Here is a 16,416-nt window from a genome sequence, read left to right as displayed (position 1 = left end):
GAGAAGGGAATGACACTGAACTGGCAGCCAACGGCAACGGTGGGCACCCTGCGCGAGCGCGCCCGCTTGATCGCCACGGTGCGCGCTTTTTTTGCCGCGCGGGACATATGGGAAGTGGAGACGCCAGTGCTCGGCCAAGGAGGCAGTACCGACGTGCATTTGGTGTCGTTAGCGACGCTTGCCCGCACCGATAAAGGTCAGCGCAAACTATGGCTGCAAACCTCGCCTGAGTTTCATATGAAGCGACTGCTGGCGGCGGACAGCGGTCCCATTTTTCAGCTGGCAAAAAGCTTTCGTGATGGCGAAGTGGGCGCGCGGCACAATATCGAGTTCACCATGCTGGAGTGGTACCGCCCTGGTTTCACGCTGGCGCAGTTGATAGAGGAGACAACGGCGCTGGTGGCGCACGTATTGCCGCAGCCACCGGGCCCGGTAGTGCACTACCGCTATCGGGAGCTCTTTCATCGCCACTTGGAAGTGGACCCGTTCACCACGTCGCTGGACACGTTGAGAACGCTAGCGGCGCAGCGAGGCAATATGTCGGCCCACGCGCTGGCCGAGGAAAGGCGAGATACCTGTTTGGATCTGCTGATGGGCATGGTCATCGAGCCCACGCTAGGGCAGCAGGAGCTTAGCGTGGTCGTCGACTACCCAGCGAGCCAAGCGGCGCTGGCGCGACGCCATCAGGATGCCGACGGCGAATGGGTGGCGTCACGCTTTGAGCTATATCTGAACGGCATCGAGCTCGCCAACGGCTACAACGAGCTGACCGATGCCGAGGAGCAGCGCCAGCGTTTCGACGCCGATAATGCCGAGCGTCGCCGGTTGGGGCTCCCTGAGGTGGATGTCGATGTTCATCTGCTGGCAGCGCTCGAGCAGGGGCTGCCAGCCTCTTCCGGCGTGGCGCTAGGGCTGGATCGTTTGATCCAATTAGCGCTGGGTAAAGCGCGCCTGGAAGAGGTCTTGGCGTTTTCGACGGCTAACTGCTAACGAACGCGGCCAGCTTGCCTTAGGGCGTTGGGGTAGCGAGGCTCTGCCCCATTTGCACTGTCGCCCCGAGCGCATGATGGCCAAACGCCACGGGGTTAGCGAAGCACATCACGACGGTGGAGCCGAGTTTGAAACGGCCCATCTCTGCACCTTTCTCCAGCACGATCGGCTGCCCGAAGCGCATACGCTGAGGGTGGCCCGATAGCGGTGTTACCTGCCCAGACCAGACGGTTTCGATGGCGGCTACAATCATGGCGCCGACCAGTACCATCGCCATGGGGCCGTGTTCGGTGTCGAAGATACAGACCAAGCGCTCGTTGCGCGCGAACAAACCGGGCACATAGTTGGCGGTGGCTTGGTTGACCGAAAAGAGCCGCCCTGGCACGTAGATCATCTCTCTCAGCGTACCGGTCACCGGCATATGCACACGGTGGTAATCTCTTGGCGAGAGATAAACCGTCGCGAAACTACCGTTCAAAAACTCCTCAGCCAACGCTTTGTCGCCGCCTAACAGCGTTTGAGCGGAAAACGTATGTCCCTTGGCCTGTACCAGTGTGCCCGCCGTAGTGAGGCGGCCAAACTGTGAGAGCGTGCCATCGGCAGGGCTCAACACTCCTTCGCCCAGTGGGCGCGCATCGGCTTTTAGCGCCCGAGTAAAGAAGTCGTTGAACGTGGGATAGACCGTCGGGTCTGGCTCTAGCGCCTGGCTCATGTCCACGTTGAAGCGCTTGATGAATGCCTTGATGAGGGTGTTTTTCACCCAGGGATTATCGCACTGGGCGAACTTACCCGTTAGGCGCGACAGCGCGTGCTGAGGCAGCGGGTATTGGAGCAGCGAAAAGGCTTTTTGGGAAAGGGTCACGGTAATATCTTCATTTCTCGATGGGTGTATCGTCGCGGTTGCCCCACTCACCCCAGGAACCCGCGTAGCCGCGCATAGTGAAGCCTAGCGCTTTGCCTACCAACCAGGTAAAGCTGCTGCGGTGGTGGCTTTGGCAGTGGGTGGCAATTTCCATGTCGGGGGTGAGCCCTAGGGCATTAAGTTCGGTCATGAGCTCGGCGTAGTCGCGGATTCTCAGCGCGCGGCTGCGATCCATGGCGTCTAGCCAATCCATGTTCACCGCACCGGGGATGTGTCCCAGGTGTTTATTGTTGCCGCGTTCGCCGTCGTACTCCGCTTTGGAGCGAGCGTCCCAGATGGCAAACTGTTTGTTGCCGAGCTTATCTTTGATCTCATCACAAGTGATGGCGGCACTGGGGTTAAGAATCTCGGCGTGGTATTCGCTGGGGGTTGGCGCGGTGAGTTCGGTGCTCTCTTCCAGACCGGCGTCGCGCCAAGCGTGAATGCCGCCATTCAGATAGGAGTAGCGGGTGTGGCCGATCAGCTCCAGCGTCCAGAGCAGGCGAGCTGCCCAGCCGCCGCCTTCGTCGTCGTAGGCCACCACGTGTGTGTCGCGGGTCAAGCCCAGCGCGCTGAATAATCGAGACAGAAACTCTACCGACGGTACGTCATTAGGCACCGGGCCTTCGCCGCGCATCAAGTAGCGAAAATCCAGATAAATGGCGCCAGGAACGTGACCCTGACGGTAGCTGTCGCCATTGGCGGGCACATCGATAATCAGCAGTTCAGGTGCCTGCAAGTGCTCTTGCAGCTGTTCAGGCTCGACGATGAGTGGCAATAGATTGTGTTCTGATGAGTGGCTGGCGGTGCTCATATCCGGCTCCCTGTCCTTGATAATAAGACAACCGCAACGAGGTAACGGCGATGTCACGCCGATCATTGCGGGTTTGTCACTGGGGATTCAAGCTATCGAGAATACGTCGATAGCTGGCAAAACGCTCTGGATGAATCTTGCCTGCCTCGACGGCGTCCAGTAAAGCGCAGCCCGGCTCATTGCGGTGGCGGCAGTCACGGAACCGGCAAAGGCCCAAATAGGGGTGGAACTCGATGAAGCCGTCGGTCACTTCCTGCTCGTCCAGATGGATCAGGCCAAACTCACGGATGCCAGGCGAGTCGATCAGTTCGCCATTGCTGACTTCGTCGCTGCGCATGGCATAGAGACGTGCGGTGGTCGTCGTGTGCGTGCCTTTACGCGAATCTTCCGATAGCGCGCCAATACGCAGGGTTTCGTCGGGCAGCAGCAGGTCTATGAGCGATGATTTTCCCACGCCACTCTGGCCGACGAAGACGGACGTGCGCCCCTCGAGCTGCAGGCGCAGGGTGTCCAACCCCTCGGGGTTGGCGGTGGTGGTGCGCACCACCGGGTAACCCAGAGCGCGATAGCGCTCTAGTAACTGCCCTAGCTCGCCTCCATCGTCAGGTAGCAGATCCGTCTTGTTGAGCACCAGTACCGGCGTGATGCCGGTGGCTTCAGCGGCGACGAGGTAGCGGTCGATCAGGTTGGGATGAGGCGCAGGCTCGACGGCGAATACAATCAGCAGCTGGTCGATATTGGCGGCTACCGGCTTAAGCTGGCCGCGTGGGTCAGGGCGCTTCAAAATACTGTCGCGCTCTTCACGGGCAACCACCACGCCAGAGCCATCCTGGCCTGCCCGCCAGATCACTCGGTCGCCGGTTACCAAGCCATCTAGGTTGGCGCGCAGGTGGCAGCGTATAGGTGTGCCGTCGGCGTCACGCACTTCCAGCGTACGGCCAAAGTGGGCCATCACTCGCCCTGGCTGTTCGGGGCCGTATTCGCCTGCAGAGAGCTTTTCGGCATCTTTGGCATCGCGTTTTTCGGCACGCTGGGCGCGTTCGGCTTGTATCTTCTCGACTCGCCACTGCTGCTGACGGCTTAATTTACGTTTGCTCATGACCACCTGATGATCGTTACAATAGAGGGCATTGTACCCACCTGGACGGCCCACTGTCCTGTGTGGGGTGCGGGTTAGCGCAATATAAGCGACACTTTTGTTTGATGCGCCGATACAAGGGCGACCCTGACCAAGGAATGAATGCAATGAGCGAGCAAAACGGCGCACCGCGTAGCGACCTATTGGTGTGGATTGATTTGGAAATGACCGGTCTTGAACCGGACAAAGAGCGCATTATCGAGGTGGCGACACTCATCACCGATGCTCAGTTGAATGTCGTGGCAGAAGGCCCCGTGATTGCCGTCAAACAGCCCGACAGCCTCTTGGCCGGAATGGACGATTGGAACCAGAAAACCCACGGTGAATCTGGTCTAGTGGCGCGGGTGAAGGCAAGCACCATCGAGACGCAAGAAGCCGAGCGCCAAACTCTCGATTTTTTACGCCAGTACGTGGTGGCGGGCTCCTCGCCGATGTGCGGCAACAGTATTCATCAAGACCGCCGCTTCTTGGAGCGGGAAATGCCCGACTTGTGGGCGTTCTTTCACTATCGCAACTTGGATGTCTCGACCGTCAAAGAGTTGGCGAAGCGCTGGAACCCCGGTGCGCTGGTGGGCTTCAAAAAGCAGAATGCCCACTTGGCGATGGATGATATCAAGGAGTCGATTGCGGAGCTTGCCCACTACCGCCACACGTTTTTGCGTATCGAAGAAGGGAGCGACGAAGAAGAGTAGCCCTTAGATGCGCGTCGCGATACGCGCATCTCGCTTGTGGCGCTGCTCGTCGAGCGCCCAGGCAACGTGCTCTCGCACCAGGGCGCTAGGGTAAGCTCGGCGTGCCCATAGCGCGGCCTCGACGTCATCACTCCACGGGGCATTGCCCAGCCCAACGGCAAGGTTACGCAGCCAGCGCTCATAGCCAATGCGGCGAATGGGGCTGCCTGCGGTTTTGTTCAAAAACTCCTCTTCGCCCCAGCTAAACAGCGCAATGAGCGATGCGCGGTCAAGGTCGTGGCGCGGGGAGAAGTCCTCTTCTTGGGTGATTTTTGTGAAGCGTGTGAACGGGCAAACGAGCTGACAATCGTCGCAGCCATACACGCGATTGCCCATGGCGCGACGGTACTCTACGGGAATCGCGCCGTGCAGCTCGATGGTGAGATAGGAGATGCACTTGCGCGAATCGACGACCTTATCGTCTACGATAGCGCCCGTGGGGCAAGCGGTGCGACAGGCGCTACAGCTACCGCAATGCTCCTGTTCGAAAGGTGCATCGACGGGCAGCGGGAGGTCGGTATACAGCTCTCCCAGAAAGAACAGCGAGCCCGCTTTGGGGTTCAACAGCATGGCGTTTTTACCGAACCATCCTAAGCCTGCCTTTTGGGCAAGTGCCCGCTCCATCACCGGCGCAGAGTCGACAAAGGCGCGGAAACCAAATTTTCCTACTGCTTGCTCGATGTGCTTTGCCAACTGTGCCAAGCGTTTGCGCATCAGCTTATGATAGTCCCGGCCCAGCGCGTAGCGGGAGACGTAGGCACGGCTGGGTTGGCCCAGCACCTTGGCACTCTCTACTTCGGCGGGCAGATAATCCATGCGCACGCTGATGACCCGGCGAGTGCCGGGTTCCAGTTCGTCAGGTCGCGTGCGTTTGGTGCCGTGCTTCGCCATAAAGCCCATCTCGCCGTGGTAGCCTTTATCCAGCCAGCGGTTCAGATGGGCCTCATGAGCCGCTAAGTCCGTGTCGGTGATGCCGACCTGCTGAAAGCCCAGCTCGCGACCCCACTGCTTGATCTGCTCGGCAAGCTGATGCAGAGACTCGCGGGAGATGGGTTCGTGAGACGGTGAAAAAGTGGTGGAACTTGGCATGGTCAGTCAACGGTGAGGCGTTAAGCGCGCTATGCTAACGCATTAGCCGCTGGCACGACATGCCGAGCACGCCGTTGCGTGATCGGGCGGCACCTGAGCGTTGATTTAGCACCCTATCAAGGAGACACCGTGTCTACGTTGAGTACCTCTTCGCTACGTCCTCTCTATAAGGCATCGCAAGTGCGCGAGCTGGATCGGCGCACCATTGCCGGTGGTATCGAAAGCTTTGCCTTGATGCAGCGGGCGGCCTCCAGCGCCTGGCACAGCTTTCGTTCCCGCTGGCCTCAAGCGCGCAGCGTGACCGTCGTGTGCGGCAGCGGCAACAATGGCGGCGACGGTCATGTGCTGGCGGCGCTGGCCATGCAGTCGGGGCTCAAAGTGCAGCGACTTTCCCTGACACCACTAGACGCGCTGACCGGCGACGTTGCCCGGGCTGCCGAACTGGCAACGGCAGCGGGGGTCGGGTTTGAGGAGTGGCAGCCCAGTACGACGCTCGCCGGTGAGGTCATCGTCGATGCCCTGCTAGGCATCGGGCTGGCAGGCGACGTCGAGGGTCGCGCTAAGCAGGCCATCCACGCCATGAATGCGGCGTCTCAGCCCGTGCTGGCGCTGGATATTCCGTCGGGGATTTCGGCAGATACCGGGGCGAGGCTAGGCACGGCGGTCGAAGCCGCCTGCACGGTCACGTTCATTGGTGACAAAATTGGCCTGCACACTGGGGAAGCACCGGCCTACACCGGTGAGATCGATTTTCGCCCGTTGGGCGTCAAGGCGCAGGCGTTCTTCGATATTCCACCCACTGCATGGCGCCTGGATGAGACGCTGCTGGGAGAGGCCTTTCCGCCCCGTTCGCGTACTAGCCACAAGGGAAGCTTGGGGCACGTCTTGGTGATGGGAGGCGCGCCGGGCTTTGGTGGGGCGGCGCTGTTGGCCTCGCAAGCGGCTGCGCGACTAGGAGCGGGCAAGGTCACCCTCGCCACTGCTCAAGAACACGTTACCGCAAGCCTCGTGCGTTGCCCGGAAGTCATGGCGCGCGCGGTGCGTAGCGGAGCCGACGCGGCCGAACTGCCTTCTACCGCAGACGTGCTCGTGGTGGGGCCAGGACTTGGGCAAGAAGCGTGGGGGCAGGCGGTGCTACAAAGTGCACTACAGGCAGACACGCCGCTAGTGGTGGACGCCGATGCGCTCAATCTGCTGGCCAGCCGCTGGCCTACGCTGCGTCGCGACGACTGGGTATTGACCCCCCATCCTGGCGAGGCGGCCAGATTGCTAGGCTGTTCCGTGGCCGATGTTCAGTCGGATCGTCCGTCGGCCGCCCGCGCACTACAGCGTGCCCGGGGAGGCGTCGTGATATTAAAAGGTGCAGGCAGCTTGGTGGCGGGACCCAGTGGGCTGGTCGTGTGCCCCTATGGTAATCCGGGCATGGCCAGTGGCGGCATGGGCGACGTACTAAGCGGTATGCTGGGCGCTTTGGTGGCTCAAACTGGCAGTCTCGAGCAGAGCGCTTGGTTGGGCGTCATGCTACATGCGCTGGCAGGTGATGAGGCGGCTAAAGCCGGTGGAGAGCGTGGCCTGTTAGCAAGTGATCTGGCATCCTATGCACGAGTGCTCATTAACCCGTGAAGGCGGCCAACATGCAGGTGCAATTGAATGATGAAGAGGCCCACGTTGCCTTCGGCGAGGCGCTGGGCAAAGCGCTAACCGGTCGCGGGCGCGTATATTTAGAGGGCGATTTGGGGGCGGGCAAGACCACCCTGACGCGCGGCATTTTGAGGGCGTACGGTTATCAAGGCGCCGTGAAAAGTCCGACCTATACCCTGGTGGAGCCTTATGAACTGGGTGATCAGCGCCTCTATCATCTGGATTTATACCGTTTGGCAGACCCGGAAGAGCTGGAATTCATGGGCGGGCGCGATGTACTAGCCGACGATGCTCTTTGCCTCATCGAGTGGCCCAGTAGAGGCGACGGCTGGCTGCCTGCGCCGGATGTGCGTATCCAGCTCCGCGTTGCGGATCCAGGGCGAATGGCGCTGTTGACGGCCGAGAGTGCGCTCGGTCAGCACGTTTTGGGGCAACTGAACGCGCAAACCACCGGTCACCCGCAGGAGGGTGGTGTCATTCAATGGAAATGAAACAACCCCTCCGTCGTCTCCTTGGCCAGTGCGCGTTTGGTTGCGCCATGCTGTTGACCGGTGTCTCTGGCGTGCAGGCCGCCAACGTCGACAGTATGCGGCTCTGGGCTGCTCCGGATCACGCGCGTTTGGTCTTCGACTTGACAGCGGCTACTCAGGCCAATGTGTTCTCGTTGGAGAATCCGTCGCGCCTGGTGATCGATCTGGACGACAGCCAGCTCAATACCGACGTCTCGACCCTACCGCTGGAGGGAAGTGCGATTGCTGCCGTGCGCACGGGCGTGCGTGACGGCAACGGACTGCGCGTGGTGCTGGAGCTGAACCGCGAGATCGAGCCGCGCCACTTTACGCTGCCGCCCAACGATCAGTATGGCCATCGTCTGGTGGTCGATCTGGAGTACCCCGGCGAAAGCGCGGTGGAAAATCCCATCGACCCCATCGAAGCGATGATTCGTGATCAGGAGATGGTGGCGCAGCGCTCGGCTCAGGCTCAGCTGCCTGGAGCCGACGCTGCGGTGCCCCCCGCCGCGCCAGACCAGCCGCCCACCGAAGTGCAGCCTGCCCAGCCGCATCCGCAGCGGGATATCATCATCGCCATCGATGCCGGTCACGGTGGCGAAGACCCAGGCGCCATTGGCCCTGCAGGCACCCGCGAAAAGGACGTCGTGTTGGAGATCGCCAGACGGCTTGCCTCCGATGTCAATCGTACCCGGGGGTTTAAAGCCGTGCTGATCCGCGATGGCGACTACTACTTGGGTCTGCGTCAGCGCACACAGCTGGCCCGAGAGCAGAAGGCCGACTTCTTTGTCTCGATTCACGCCGATGCCTTCACCAGCCCACGCCCGCAGGGCAGCTCCGTGTATGCCCTTTCCCAGCGTGGGGCGACGTCAGAAACGGCGCAGTGGCTCGCAGATAGTGAGAATCGCTCGGATTTGATCGGTGGGGTCGATGGCAGTCTATCGCTGCGGGATAAAGACCAAGTGCTGCGCGGCGTGCTGTTGGACCTCACCATGACCGCCACGCTCAACGACTCGCTGTCGATCGGCGGGCAGGTGCTCGAGCAGCTTGGTCGAGTGAATCGGCTGCATAAGTCGCGGGTCGAGCAGGCGGGCTTCATGGTTCTGAAATCGCCTGATATTCCATCGCTGCTGATTGAGGTGGGGTTTATCTCCAATCCGGACGAAGAGCGCCGCCTGCGTGACCCGGTGCATCAGCAGGGGCTATCGACGGCCATTTTCAGCGGGTTGCGCGATCATTTTCAGCGTAACCCCCCGCCCGCGAGCCTATTGGCGTGGCAGCGTGATCACCAGCGTAGCCCCACTGGCGACGAATATCGCATCCAATCGGGGGATACGCTCTCGTCGATTGCCGTTCGCCACGGTGTTCCAGTGAATCAGTTGAAGCAGGCCAACGATTTGAATGGTGACGTGATCCGGGTGGGCCAAGTGCTGCGTATTCCTAGTTCCTAGTTTTTGACGCGCGTTTTTTAATAGACCGCTTAGATGATGAGCTTCTGAGGTGTTGGTTGACTGAATTGAACTCGCTGTCTGGCCGTATCCATGTGCTCGACCCCCGCCTAGCTAACCAGATTGCGGCGGGTGAGGTGGTCGAGCGCCCCTCGTCAGTCACGAAAGAGCTGATCGAGAACGCCATCGATGCGGGCAGTCAGCGTATCGAAGTGGAGATCGAGCAGGGCGGTGCTCGGCTGATCAAAGTACGTGATGACGGTATTGGCATCGGCGAGGAGGATCTCCCGTTGGCGCTGGCACGTCATGCCACTAGTAAGATCAGCAGTCTCGAGGACCTGGAGGGGGTCAGTTCGCTGGGCTTTCGCGGCGAAGCGTTGGCCTCGATCAGCTCCGTATCGCGTTTGGAGCTGGTGTCCAACGCGGAGGAAGACCCCCGTCAGGGATGGCGCGTCGTGGCCGAGGGGCGAGGTATGGAAGCGCGGGTAACGCCCGCGCCGCACCCACGGGGCACTAGTGTCTCGGTGCGCGACCTGTTCTTCAATACGCCCGCGCGGCGTAAGTTCTTACGCACCGAAAAGACCGAATTTGCTCATGTAGAAGAGGCTTTTCGTCGTCAGGCGCTGTCGCGTTATGACATTGCCTGGGTATTGAAGCACAACCAGAAGGTGGTGCATCAGCTGCCTCAGGGCAATTCGCCCGCCTCCCGTGAGCGACGAATTGCGTCGCTGTTGGGCAAGAATTTTATCGAACACGCCCGCTATATCGAACGTGAGGCAGGCGGCTTGCGTCTGAGCGGCTGGGTAGGGCTGCCGACCCACTCCCGCTCTCAAGCAGACCAGCAGTATTTCTTCGTCAATGGCCGCGTGGTGCGTGATCGCCTCGTTGCGCATGCGGTACGTCAGGCGTATCGCGACGTGCTCTACAACGGTCGCCATCCGGTGTTCGTGCTTTATCTGGAGCTCGATCCAGACGTGGTGGATGTCAACGTTCACCCCACTAAACATGAAGTGCGCTTCCGCGATGGGCGCATGGTGCATGACTTCCTGTACTCCAGTTTGCACCACTGCTTGGCGGCCTCCAGGCCTGCCGAGGAGGGCGAGCCCAACGAGGAGGCTGCTCCGACGGGCGAGGGCGAATCCGTTTCCAGCGTGGCAACTGCGCCAGAGGCTTCCCGCTGGCAGCAGCAGGGTATGGCCTTGTCGGAAGCGCCCGAGCGACATCCCGGCGCTGAGCGGGTGCGCCGCTTCATGCAGGGGTATCAGGCGCTGCATCCCGATCACGAAGAGACGCTGCTAACGCCGCAACCAAGCCCGCCAAGCTCACGTCCAGTCGCCTCGGAAGTACGCGAAGCCCCCCTGGCCATGCCGGATCATGACGCCACGTCAGCACCGCCGCTGGGGTTTGCGCTAGGCCAGCTCCATGGCGTGTACATTTTGGCGCAGAATGCCCAGGGGCTCGTGCTGGTGGATATGCACGCCGCCCATGAGCGGATCGTTTATGAGCGTATGAAAAACCAGCTGGCGGCAGCAAAAGGGATCGATACGCAACCCTTGCTAGTGCCCGTCTCGCTGGCAGCCAGTCGTAGCGAAGTCGCCACGGCAGAGAGCGAGCGTGACGCCATTGCCCAGCTGGGGGTCGAATTGGATGTGGCGGGCCCCGAGACGCTGCTGGTTCGCCAGCTGCCTGCGCTGCTGGCCCAAGCCGACCCCGAAGCGCTGGTGCGTGAAATGCTCGAAGAGTTGTCCCGCTACGGCCGCACGCATCAAGTCGAGGCGCGCATTCATGAGCTGCTGTCTACCATGGCATGCCATGGTAGCGTGCGGGCCAATCGACGCTTAACGCTGGATGAGATGAATGCACTGCTGCGAGACATGGAGCGCACCGAGCGTAGCGACCAGTGTAATCATGGCCGTCCCACCTGGACGCAAATGAGCATGAAAGCGCTCGACCGTCTATTTCTGCGCGGCCAGTGACGATGAAGACAACCAACGGAGTGCGGCTAGCAGATGGCTGATACACGCCCCTGGGCGATATTTTTGATGGGGCCTACGGCCGCTGGGAAAACCGATGCCGCGATAGCGCTTCACGAACGGCTAGGCCATGAGCTGATCAGCGTGGATTCCGCGATGGTGTATCAAGGCATGGACGTGGGCAGCGCCAAGCCCAGTGCGGCCGAGCTGGCGCGGGCACCCCACCGTTTGATCGATATTCGCGATCCCGCCGACCCCTACTCAGCGGCCGACTTTCGCGAAGATGCCCTGCGGGAGATGCGTCAAATCAGCGCGGCGGGGCAAGTGCCGCTGCTGGTGGGCGGCACGATGCTTTACTACAAGCGCTTGGTGGAAGGAGTGGCCAATTTGCCTGCAGCGGACGCCGCCATCCGTGAGCATCTGGAGAACCAGCGGCAGCAGGAGGGCTTGATTGGGCTGCATCGCACCCTTGCAGAGGTCGATCCGCCCTCTGCGGCGCGTATCCATCCGAATGACCCTCAGCGGCTGATGCGTGCGCTGGAAGTGTTCTACGCCAGCGGTCGCCCCATGAGTGAGCTGTGGGCGGAGCAGCGGCCGGAAACCTTTCCATGGCGGGTGCTGTCAGTAGCGCTAGCACCGCAGGATCGCAAGGTGCTGCACCAGCGCATTGCCCTGCGTTTTGAATCCATGCTGGCAGAGGGCTTGATAGATGAGGTCGCCGCCCTCAAAAAGCGTGATGATCTACATATTGACTTGCCATCCATGAAGAGCGTTGGCTACCGTCAAGTATGGGAGTATCTGAACGGCGCTTATGATCGAGACGAACTCGTGTCGCGAGGTGTCATTGCCACCCGTCAGCTTGCCAAGCGTCAGCTGACCTGGCTGAGAAGTTGGCCGTCGTTGACATGGATCGACTCGCAGCAGCCTGACGCACTGGATAAGCTTCTGAAATTCGTGCGTGAAAGCGGTGCTTAGCGTAAGATAGTGATTTCGTAAGCAAGTGTTTTCGAGTGGCCGGCTAGCGCGTTTGACACACTAGGCCTTTCGGGCAACAAGATTGCGGCGTAGCACCAGTAGGGCACGCCATTTGATAACCAACCCCAACGACAGTTTTAGGGAGAGCAACATGTCCAAAGGGCAGTCCCTTCAAGACCCGTACCTGAACATTTTGCGCAAGGAGCGCATTCCGGTCTCTATTTTCCTGGTAAACGGCATTAAGCTGCAGGGCCAGATTGAATCGTTTGACCAGTTTGTCATCTTGTTGCGCAATACCGTCAGTCAGATGGTTTATAAACACGCTATTTCCACGGTGGTGCCTTCGCGCAACGTGCGTTTGCCGGCACAAGACCCTTCAGCACCCGATGCTGAAATCTAACACCGCTGGATAGCAAGAGAGTCCATGAGGTATTGATTGTTTTTTGAACGCCCAGACGCCGGTGAAACGGCAGTACTTGTTCACGTAGATTTCTATGATGAGCAGGCACGTGAAGACCCGGGTGAGTTCTTGGAGCTCGTGCGCTCTGCTGGCGCAGAGCCCGCGACATTGCTCACAGCCAGCCGACAGCGCCCTGATTCCCGCACCTTCATCGGGTCAGGAAAGCTGGAGGAGCTGCGGGCAATGCTCGCAGCTCATCACGCTGAACTGGTCATCTTCAACCACAGTTTGAGTCCCTCCCAGCAGCGCAACCTTGAGCAAGAACTCAAGTGCCGCGTATTGGACCGTACGGGTCTGATACTCGATATTTTTGCGCAGCGGGCACGAACGCACGAAGGTAAGCTGCAAGTAGAGCTTGCCCAGCTTGAGTATATGTCTACGCGCCTCATTCGCGGTTGGACACACCTTGAGCGACAAAAAGGCGGGATCGGCTTACGCGGTCCCGGTGAAACACAGCTAGAAACCGACCGTCGTTTACTACGCGGTCGTATTAAGTCGATTCATAAGCGCTTAGATAAAGTGCGCAGCCAGCGGGAGCAGAACCGGCGCGCCCGCGCCCGTGCAGAAATCCACAGCGTATCGCTGGTGGGCTATACCAACGCGGGCAAGTCGACCCTGTTCAATGCGCTGACCAGTGCCGAAGTTTATGCAGCGGACCAGCTCTTTGCTACCCTGGACCCGACGCTGCGACGTTTGGAAATCGAAGACGTAGGGCCGGTCGTCATGGCCGATACCGTCGGCTTCATTCGTCACTTGCCGCACAAGCTGGTCGAGGCTTTCCAGGCAACGCTGCAAGAGGCGGCAGAAGCCACGCTGCTCGTGCATGTGATCGACGCTGCCGACCCTGATCGCGAACTCAACGTCGAGCAGGTCGATAACGTGCTGAAAGAGATCGGGGCGGATAACGTGCCGGTGCTCAAAGTAATGAACAAGATCGACAAGCTGGACAGCGCACCGCGTATCGAGCGTGACGGCCACGGTGTTCCCGACGTGGTTTGGCTGTCTGCTCAGCAGGGCCAGGGGCTAGAACTGCTCCATGAAGCCCTCACCGAGCGACTCGCCAACGACGTGATTGGTTTTTCGCTTACTCTTTCCCCAGAGCAGGGAAAGCTGCGTGCCGGTCTGCACGAGCTCAATGCCGTGCGCGAAGAGAGCTTCGACGAGCAGGGGCGCTCCGTATTGGATGTGCGCTTGCCAAGGCGCGACTTCAATCAGCTGATGGCTCAGCTGGGTGAGCGTGCCAATACCTATTTACCAGAAGCATTACGCGAATCTGACGAATGGTAGCCCATCGAGTACCTACCCGTAGTCATTGGCTGTAAAGGTATGGTACAAGATTGATATAGCAACAATATCAAAAGCACCCGGCCTTGCATTCAGTATCAAGGCAAAGTGCAGGTGAACACCTTAGTGGAGACGAAGTATGGCCTGGAATGAGCCCGGTGGTGGCAACCAGCACGACCCCTGGAGCGGTGGCGGCCGACGTGGTAACGGCGGTGATCGCGGTGGGAACAATGGTGGTGGAAACAACGGCGGCAATAATGGTGGCAACAACCAGGGGCCACCTGACTTGGATGAGGCGCTGAAAAAGTTCCAAGACAAGCTCAACGGCATGCTGGGTGGTAGCGGCAAGAAGAGCGGCGGCGGTGGCAGCGGCAAGAGTGGCGGCGGCAAGCCGCGTAACTCTTTTGCACTGCCCGGTCTTCTGCTCATCGTGGCGCTGGCCATCTGGGGAGCCTCGGGCTTCTACCTCGTGGACCAGTCGGAGCGTGGCGTCGTGCTGCGTTTTGGCGAGTACCAGGGCATCGTCGAGCCGGGCCTTCAGTGGAATCCGCCGCTCATCGATGACGTGCGCATGGTCAACGTGACGCGCGTACGCTCTGTTTCTCAGACTCAGTCCATGCTGACGCGTGACGAAAACATCGTCGAAGTGGAAATTTCTGCCCAGTACCAGGTCGCCAATCCGCGTGATTTCGTGCTGAACGTTCGTGATCCAGCGCTCTCCATCGAGAACGCCCTGGACTCGGCGCTGCGTCACGTGGTTGGTGGTACGGACATGATCGATATCTTGACCTCTGGTCGTGAGATACTCGGTAGCTCCGTCGCGAGCCGTCTGCAAACGTATCTGGATGCCTACGGCGCCGGTATTCGTCTACAAACCATCAACATCGAATCCACGTCGGCGCCTGCGCCGGTCATCGATGCTTTCGATGACGTTATTCGTGCCCGCGAAGATCGTCAGCGGACGATCAACGAAGGTATGGCGTATGCCAACGCGATCATCCCGGCCGCACAGGGTCAGGCGCAGCGTATCGTCGAGCAGGGTCAGGGGTATCGTGAGTCGGTCGTGGCAGAAGCGCAGGGTCAAGCCAACCGCTTCAACGCGCTACTGACCGAGTATCGCAACGCACCTGAGATCATGCGTGAGCGTATGTACCTGGATGCCATCGAAGAAGTCTTCGGTGGAACGCCAAAAGTCCTTTTGGACGTGAGTGAAAATGCGCCGTTGATGTATTTGCCGCTCGATCAGATGCGCGGTAACAGCGGTAATGACAGCCGCTCAACGAGCGATGACGGTAGCGATAGCAACAGCGATGCGATCGACCCGCGCGTGCTGGAGTCGCTGCGCGGTAGCCAAAGCAACGCTTCCTCATCGTCGTCATCGAGCAATAACCCCATTCGCAGGGAGGGCCGCTAAATGATTAATAATCGATCCCTGCTTATCGTAGGTGGTTTGGCCGCCGTGGCGTGGCTGGCGAGTAACAGTCTGTATGTCGTGGATGAAACCGAGCGCGCGGTGAAACTGCGCTTTGGTGAGGTCATCGAAGAGAATATTCAGCCCGGCCTGCATGCGAAAATTCCGATTGCGCAGACCATTCGCAAATTCGACGTTCGCCTTCTGACGCTGGATACGGATACCAGCCGTTATTTGACCCTTGAGCAAAAGGCGGTCATCGTCGACTCTTACGTCAAGTGGCAGGTCGTCAACCCGACTCGCTACTATGAGGCCACCGCTGGCGATGAAATGATGGCGATTCGCCTGATTCAGCCGCGAGTGGATGAGAGTCTGCGTAACGAATTCGGTCGTCTGAACCTTCAGGAAATCATCGCCGAGCGCCGTGATGACCTAATGACCGGACCCACCGAAGAGCTGGACCAGCTGATGCGTGAAGAGCTGGGCGTGGCGATTCGCGATATTCGTATCAAGCGTATCGACCTGCCCGAAGACGTATCGGCAGCAGTCTTCGAGCGTATGCGCTCAGAGCGTGAGCGTGAAGCCCGTGAGTGGCGTGCTCAGGGTCAGGAAGAGGCCGAGCGGATTCGGGCGAATGCCGATCGCCGCCGTCAGGTACTGCTGGCCCAAGCGAACGAGCGTGCCGAAACCCTGCGCGGTGAAGGCGATGCCGAAGCGGCTGCGATCTTCTCGGAAGCTTATAGCCAGGATCAGGAGTTCTTCGCCTTCTGGCGCAGCCTGAACGCCTACCGCGAAAGCTTCGCTGGCGACGGTAACCTGCTGGTGCTCGAGCCGGATAGCGACTTCTTCCGCTATCTACGCAGCGCCGTTCCCGACAGCGCCGAGTAATGCGCCAACCCCGTCAAGCACTGCGCTTGGCGGGGTTCACCTCGCGCATAAACGTGATAGACTTTATCTACCGGGCGTCGCCCGGTTTTTTTGTGGCCCTCGTTTCGTGAACGTTCCACACAGCGCCCGGTAAGGCGGTGGGTGTGTCGTTAGAAAGGGCCTTC

15 protein-coding genes are annotated in these 16,416 nt (G+C 59.9%); 11 read left to right on the top strand and 4 right to left on the bottom strand.

Annotated elements, in window-relative coordinates:
• Positions 1-9: 9 nt before the first annotated feature.
• The gene (epmA, locus tag AB6K10_RS16005; protein WP_339119274.1) at positions 10-990 is read left to right on the top strand and encodes an EF-P lysine aminoacylase EpmA; all 981 of its coding nucleotides are present in this window, start codon (positions 10-12) and stop codon (positions 988-990) included.
• Between the two features lie 19 nt (positions 991-1,009).
• Here the strand turns inward: epmA and asd are convergent, their stop codons facing one another.
• The 3 genes from asd to rsgA form a co-directional block, all read right to left on the bottom strand.
• The gene (gene asd / locus AB6K10_RS16000) at positions 1,010-1,852 is read right to left on the bottom strand and encodes an archaetidylserine decarboxylase (RefSeq protein ID WP_339119273.1); all 843 of its coding nucleotides are present in this window, start codon (positions 1,850-1,852) and stop codon (positions 1,010-1,012) included.
• Positions 1,853-1,862: 10 nt separating this feature from the next.
• A complete protein-coding gene (locus AB6K10_RS15995) occupies positions 1,863-2,705 on the bottom strand; it encodes a sulfurtransferase (RefSeq protein ID WP_339119272.1) in 843 nt (280 codons plus the stop codon).
• A 76-nt stretch (positions 2,706-2,781) separates the two neighbouring features.
• Positions 2,782-3,804, bottom strand: coding sequence for a small ribosomal subunit biogenesis GTPase RsgA (gene rsgA, locus AB6K10_RS15990; RefSeq protein WP_339119271.1), 1,023 nt, complete (start codon positions 3,802-3,804; stop codon positions 2,782-2,784).
• Between the two features lie 146 nt (positions 3,805-3,950).
• Between rsgA and orn the strand changes: the two genes are divergently transcribed.
• The gene (orn, locus tag AB6K10_RS15985) at positions 3,951-4,535 is read left to right on the top strand and encodes an oligoribonuclease (protein ID WP_339119270.1); all 585 of its coding nucleotides are present in this window, start codon (positions 3,951-3,953) and stop codon (positions 4,533-4,535) included.
• Positions 4,536-4,538: 3 nt separating this feature from the next.
• Here orn and queG read toward each other — a convergent pair whose 3' ends face one another.
• Positions 4,539-5,663, bottom strand: a complete 1,125-nt coding sequence (gene queG, locus AB6K10_RS15980; protein WP_339119269.1) for a tRNA epoxyqueuosine(34) reductase QueG — start codon at positions 5,661-5,663, stop codon at positions 4,539-4,541.
• 129 nt (positions 5,664-5,792) lie between these two features.
• Between queG and AB6K10_RS15975 the strand changes: the two genes are divergently transcribed.
• The 9 genes from AB6K10_RS15975 to hflC all read left to right on the top strand — a co-directional run bounded on the left by AB6K10_RS15975 (position 5,793) and on the right by hflC (position 16,252).
• The gene (locus AB6K10_RS15975; RefSeq protein ID WP_339119268.1) at positions 5,793-7,286 is read left to right on the top strand and encodes an NAD(P)H-hydrate dehydratase; all 1,494 of its coding nucleotides are present in this window, start codon (positions 5,793-5,795) and stop codon (positions 7,284-7,286) included.
• An 11-nt stretch (positions 7,287-7,297) separates the two neighbouring features.
• On the top strand, positions 7,298-7,795 hold the full coding sequence (gene tsaE / locus AB6K10_RS15970) for a tRNA (adenosine(37)-N6)-threonylcarbamoyltransferase complex ATPase subunit type 1 TsaE (RefSeq protein WP_339119267.1): 498 nt from the start codon (positions 7,298-7,300) through the stop codon (positions 7,793-7,795).
• A gap of 47 nt (positions 7,796-7,842) precedes the next feature.
• Positions 7,843-9,264, top strand: coding sequence for an N-acetylmuramoyl-L-alanine amidase (locus tag AB6K10_RS15965; protein WP_254436492.1), 1,422 nt, complete (start codon positions 7,843-7,845; stop codon positions 9,262-9,264).
• Between the two features lie 56 nt (positions 9,265-9,320).
• Positions 9,321-11,237, top strand: coding sequence for a DNA mismatch repair endonuclease MutL (gene mutL / locus AB6K10_RS15960; RefSeq protein ID WP_339119266.1), 1,917 nt, complete (start codon positions 9,321-9,323; stop codon positions 11,235-11,237).
• A gap of 33 nt (positions 11,238-11,270) precedes the next feature.
• The gene (miaA, locus tag AB6K10_RS15955; RefSeq protein WP_159342599.1) at positions 11,271-12,209 is read left to right on the top strand and encodes a tRNA (adenosine(37)-N6)-dimethylallyltransferase MiaA; all 939 of its coding nucleotides are present in this window, start codon (positions 11,271-11,273) and stop codon (positions 12,207-12,209) included.
• A gap of 151 nt (positions 12,210-12,360) precedes the next feature.
• Positions 12,361-12,609 (top strand): RNA chaperone Hfq, encoded by a 249-nt coding sequence (gene hfq, locus AB6K10_RS15950; RefSeq protein WP_159342598.1) that lies wholly within the window; start codon positions 12,361-12,363, stop codon positions 12,607-12,609.
• A gap of 36 nt (positions 12,610-12,645) precedes the next feature.
• The gene (hflX, locus tag AB6K10_RS15945) at positions 12,646-13,956 is read left to right on the top strand and encodes a ribosome rescue GTPase HflX (RefSeq protein ID WP_253015942.1); all 1,311 of its coding nucleotides are present in this window, start codon (positions 12,646-12,648) and stop codon (positions 13,954-13,956) included.
• Between the two features lie 136 nt (positions 13,957-14,092).
• Positions 14,093-15,367: an FtsH protease activity modulator HflK gene (hflK, locus tag AB6K10_RS15940; protein WP_159342596.1), complete on the top strand. Its 1,275-nt coding sequence runs from the start codon at positions 14,093-14,095 to the stop codon at positions 15,365-15,367.
• Complete coding sequence (gene hflC / locus AB6K10_RS15935; protein ID WP_159342595.1) at positions 15,368-16,252, top strand: protease modulator HflC; 885 nt, start codon at positions 15,368-15,370, stop codon at positions 16,250-16,252.
• Positions 16,253-16,416 lie beyond the last annotated feature (164 nt).

Origin of the sequence: Halomonas sp. BMC6, assembly GCF_964204995.1 — a bacterium.
Taxonomy (GTDB): Bacteria; Pseudomonadota; Gammaproteobacteria; order Pseudomonadales; family Halomonadaceae; genus Vreelandella.
This window is presented reverse-complemented; position numbering and strand designations above follow the sequence as displayed.

Excerpts from the sequence above, each read along its gene's own strand:
- epmA (WP_339119274.1), top strand. The coding sequence starts at position 10 with ATGACACTGAACTGGCAGCCAACGGCAACGGTGGGCACCCTGCGCGAG.
- AB6K10_RS15995 (WP_339119272.1), bottom strand. The coding sequence starts at position 2,705 with ATGAGCACCGCCAGCCACTCATCAGAACACAATCTATTGCCACTCATC.
- rsgA (WP_339119271.1), bottom strand. The coding sequence starts at position 3,804 with ATGAGCAAACGTAAATTAAGCCGTCAGCAGCAGTGGCGAGTCGAGAAG.
- orn (WP_339119270.1), top strand. The coding sequence starts at position 3,951 with ATGAGCGAGCAAAACGGCGCACCGCGTAGCGACCTATTGGTGTGGATT.
- queG (WP_339119269.1), bottom strand. The coding sequence starts at position 5,663 with ATGCCAAGTTCCACCACTTTTTCACCGTCTCACGAACCCATCTCCCGC.
- tsaE (WP_339119267.1), top strand. The coding sequence starts at position 7,298 with ATGCAGGTGCAATTGAATGATGAAGAGGCCCACGTTGCCTTCGGCGAG.
- AB6K10_RS15965 (WP_254436492.1), top strand. The coding sequence starts at position 7,843 with ATGCTGTTGACCGGTGTCTCTGGCGTGCAGGCCGCCAACGTCGACAGT.
- miaA (WP_159342599.1), top strand. The coding sequence starts at position 11,271 with ATGGCTGATACACGCCCCTGGGCGATATTTTTGATGGGGCCTACGGCC.
- hfq (WP_159342598.1), top strand. The coding sequence starts at position 12,361 with ATGTCCAAAGGGCAGTCCCTTCAAGACCCGTACCTGAACATTTTGCGC.
- hflK (WP_159342596.1), top strand. The coding sequence starts at position 14,093 with ATGGCCTGGAATGAGCCCGGTGGTGGCAACCAGCACGACCCCTGGAGC.
- hflC (WP_159342595.1), top strand. The coding sequence starts at position 15,368 with ATGATTAATAATCGATCCCTGCTTATCGTAGGTGGTTTGGCCGCCGTG.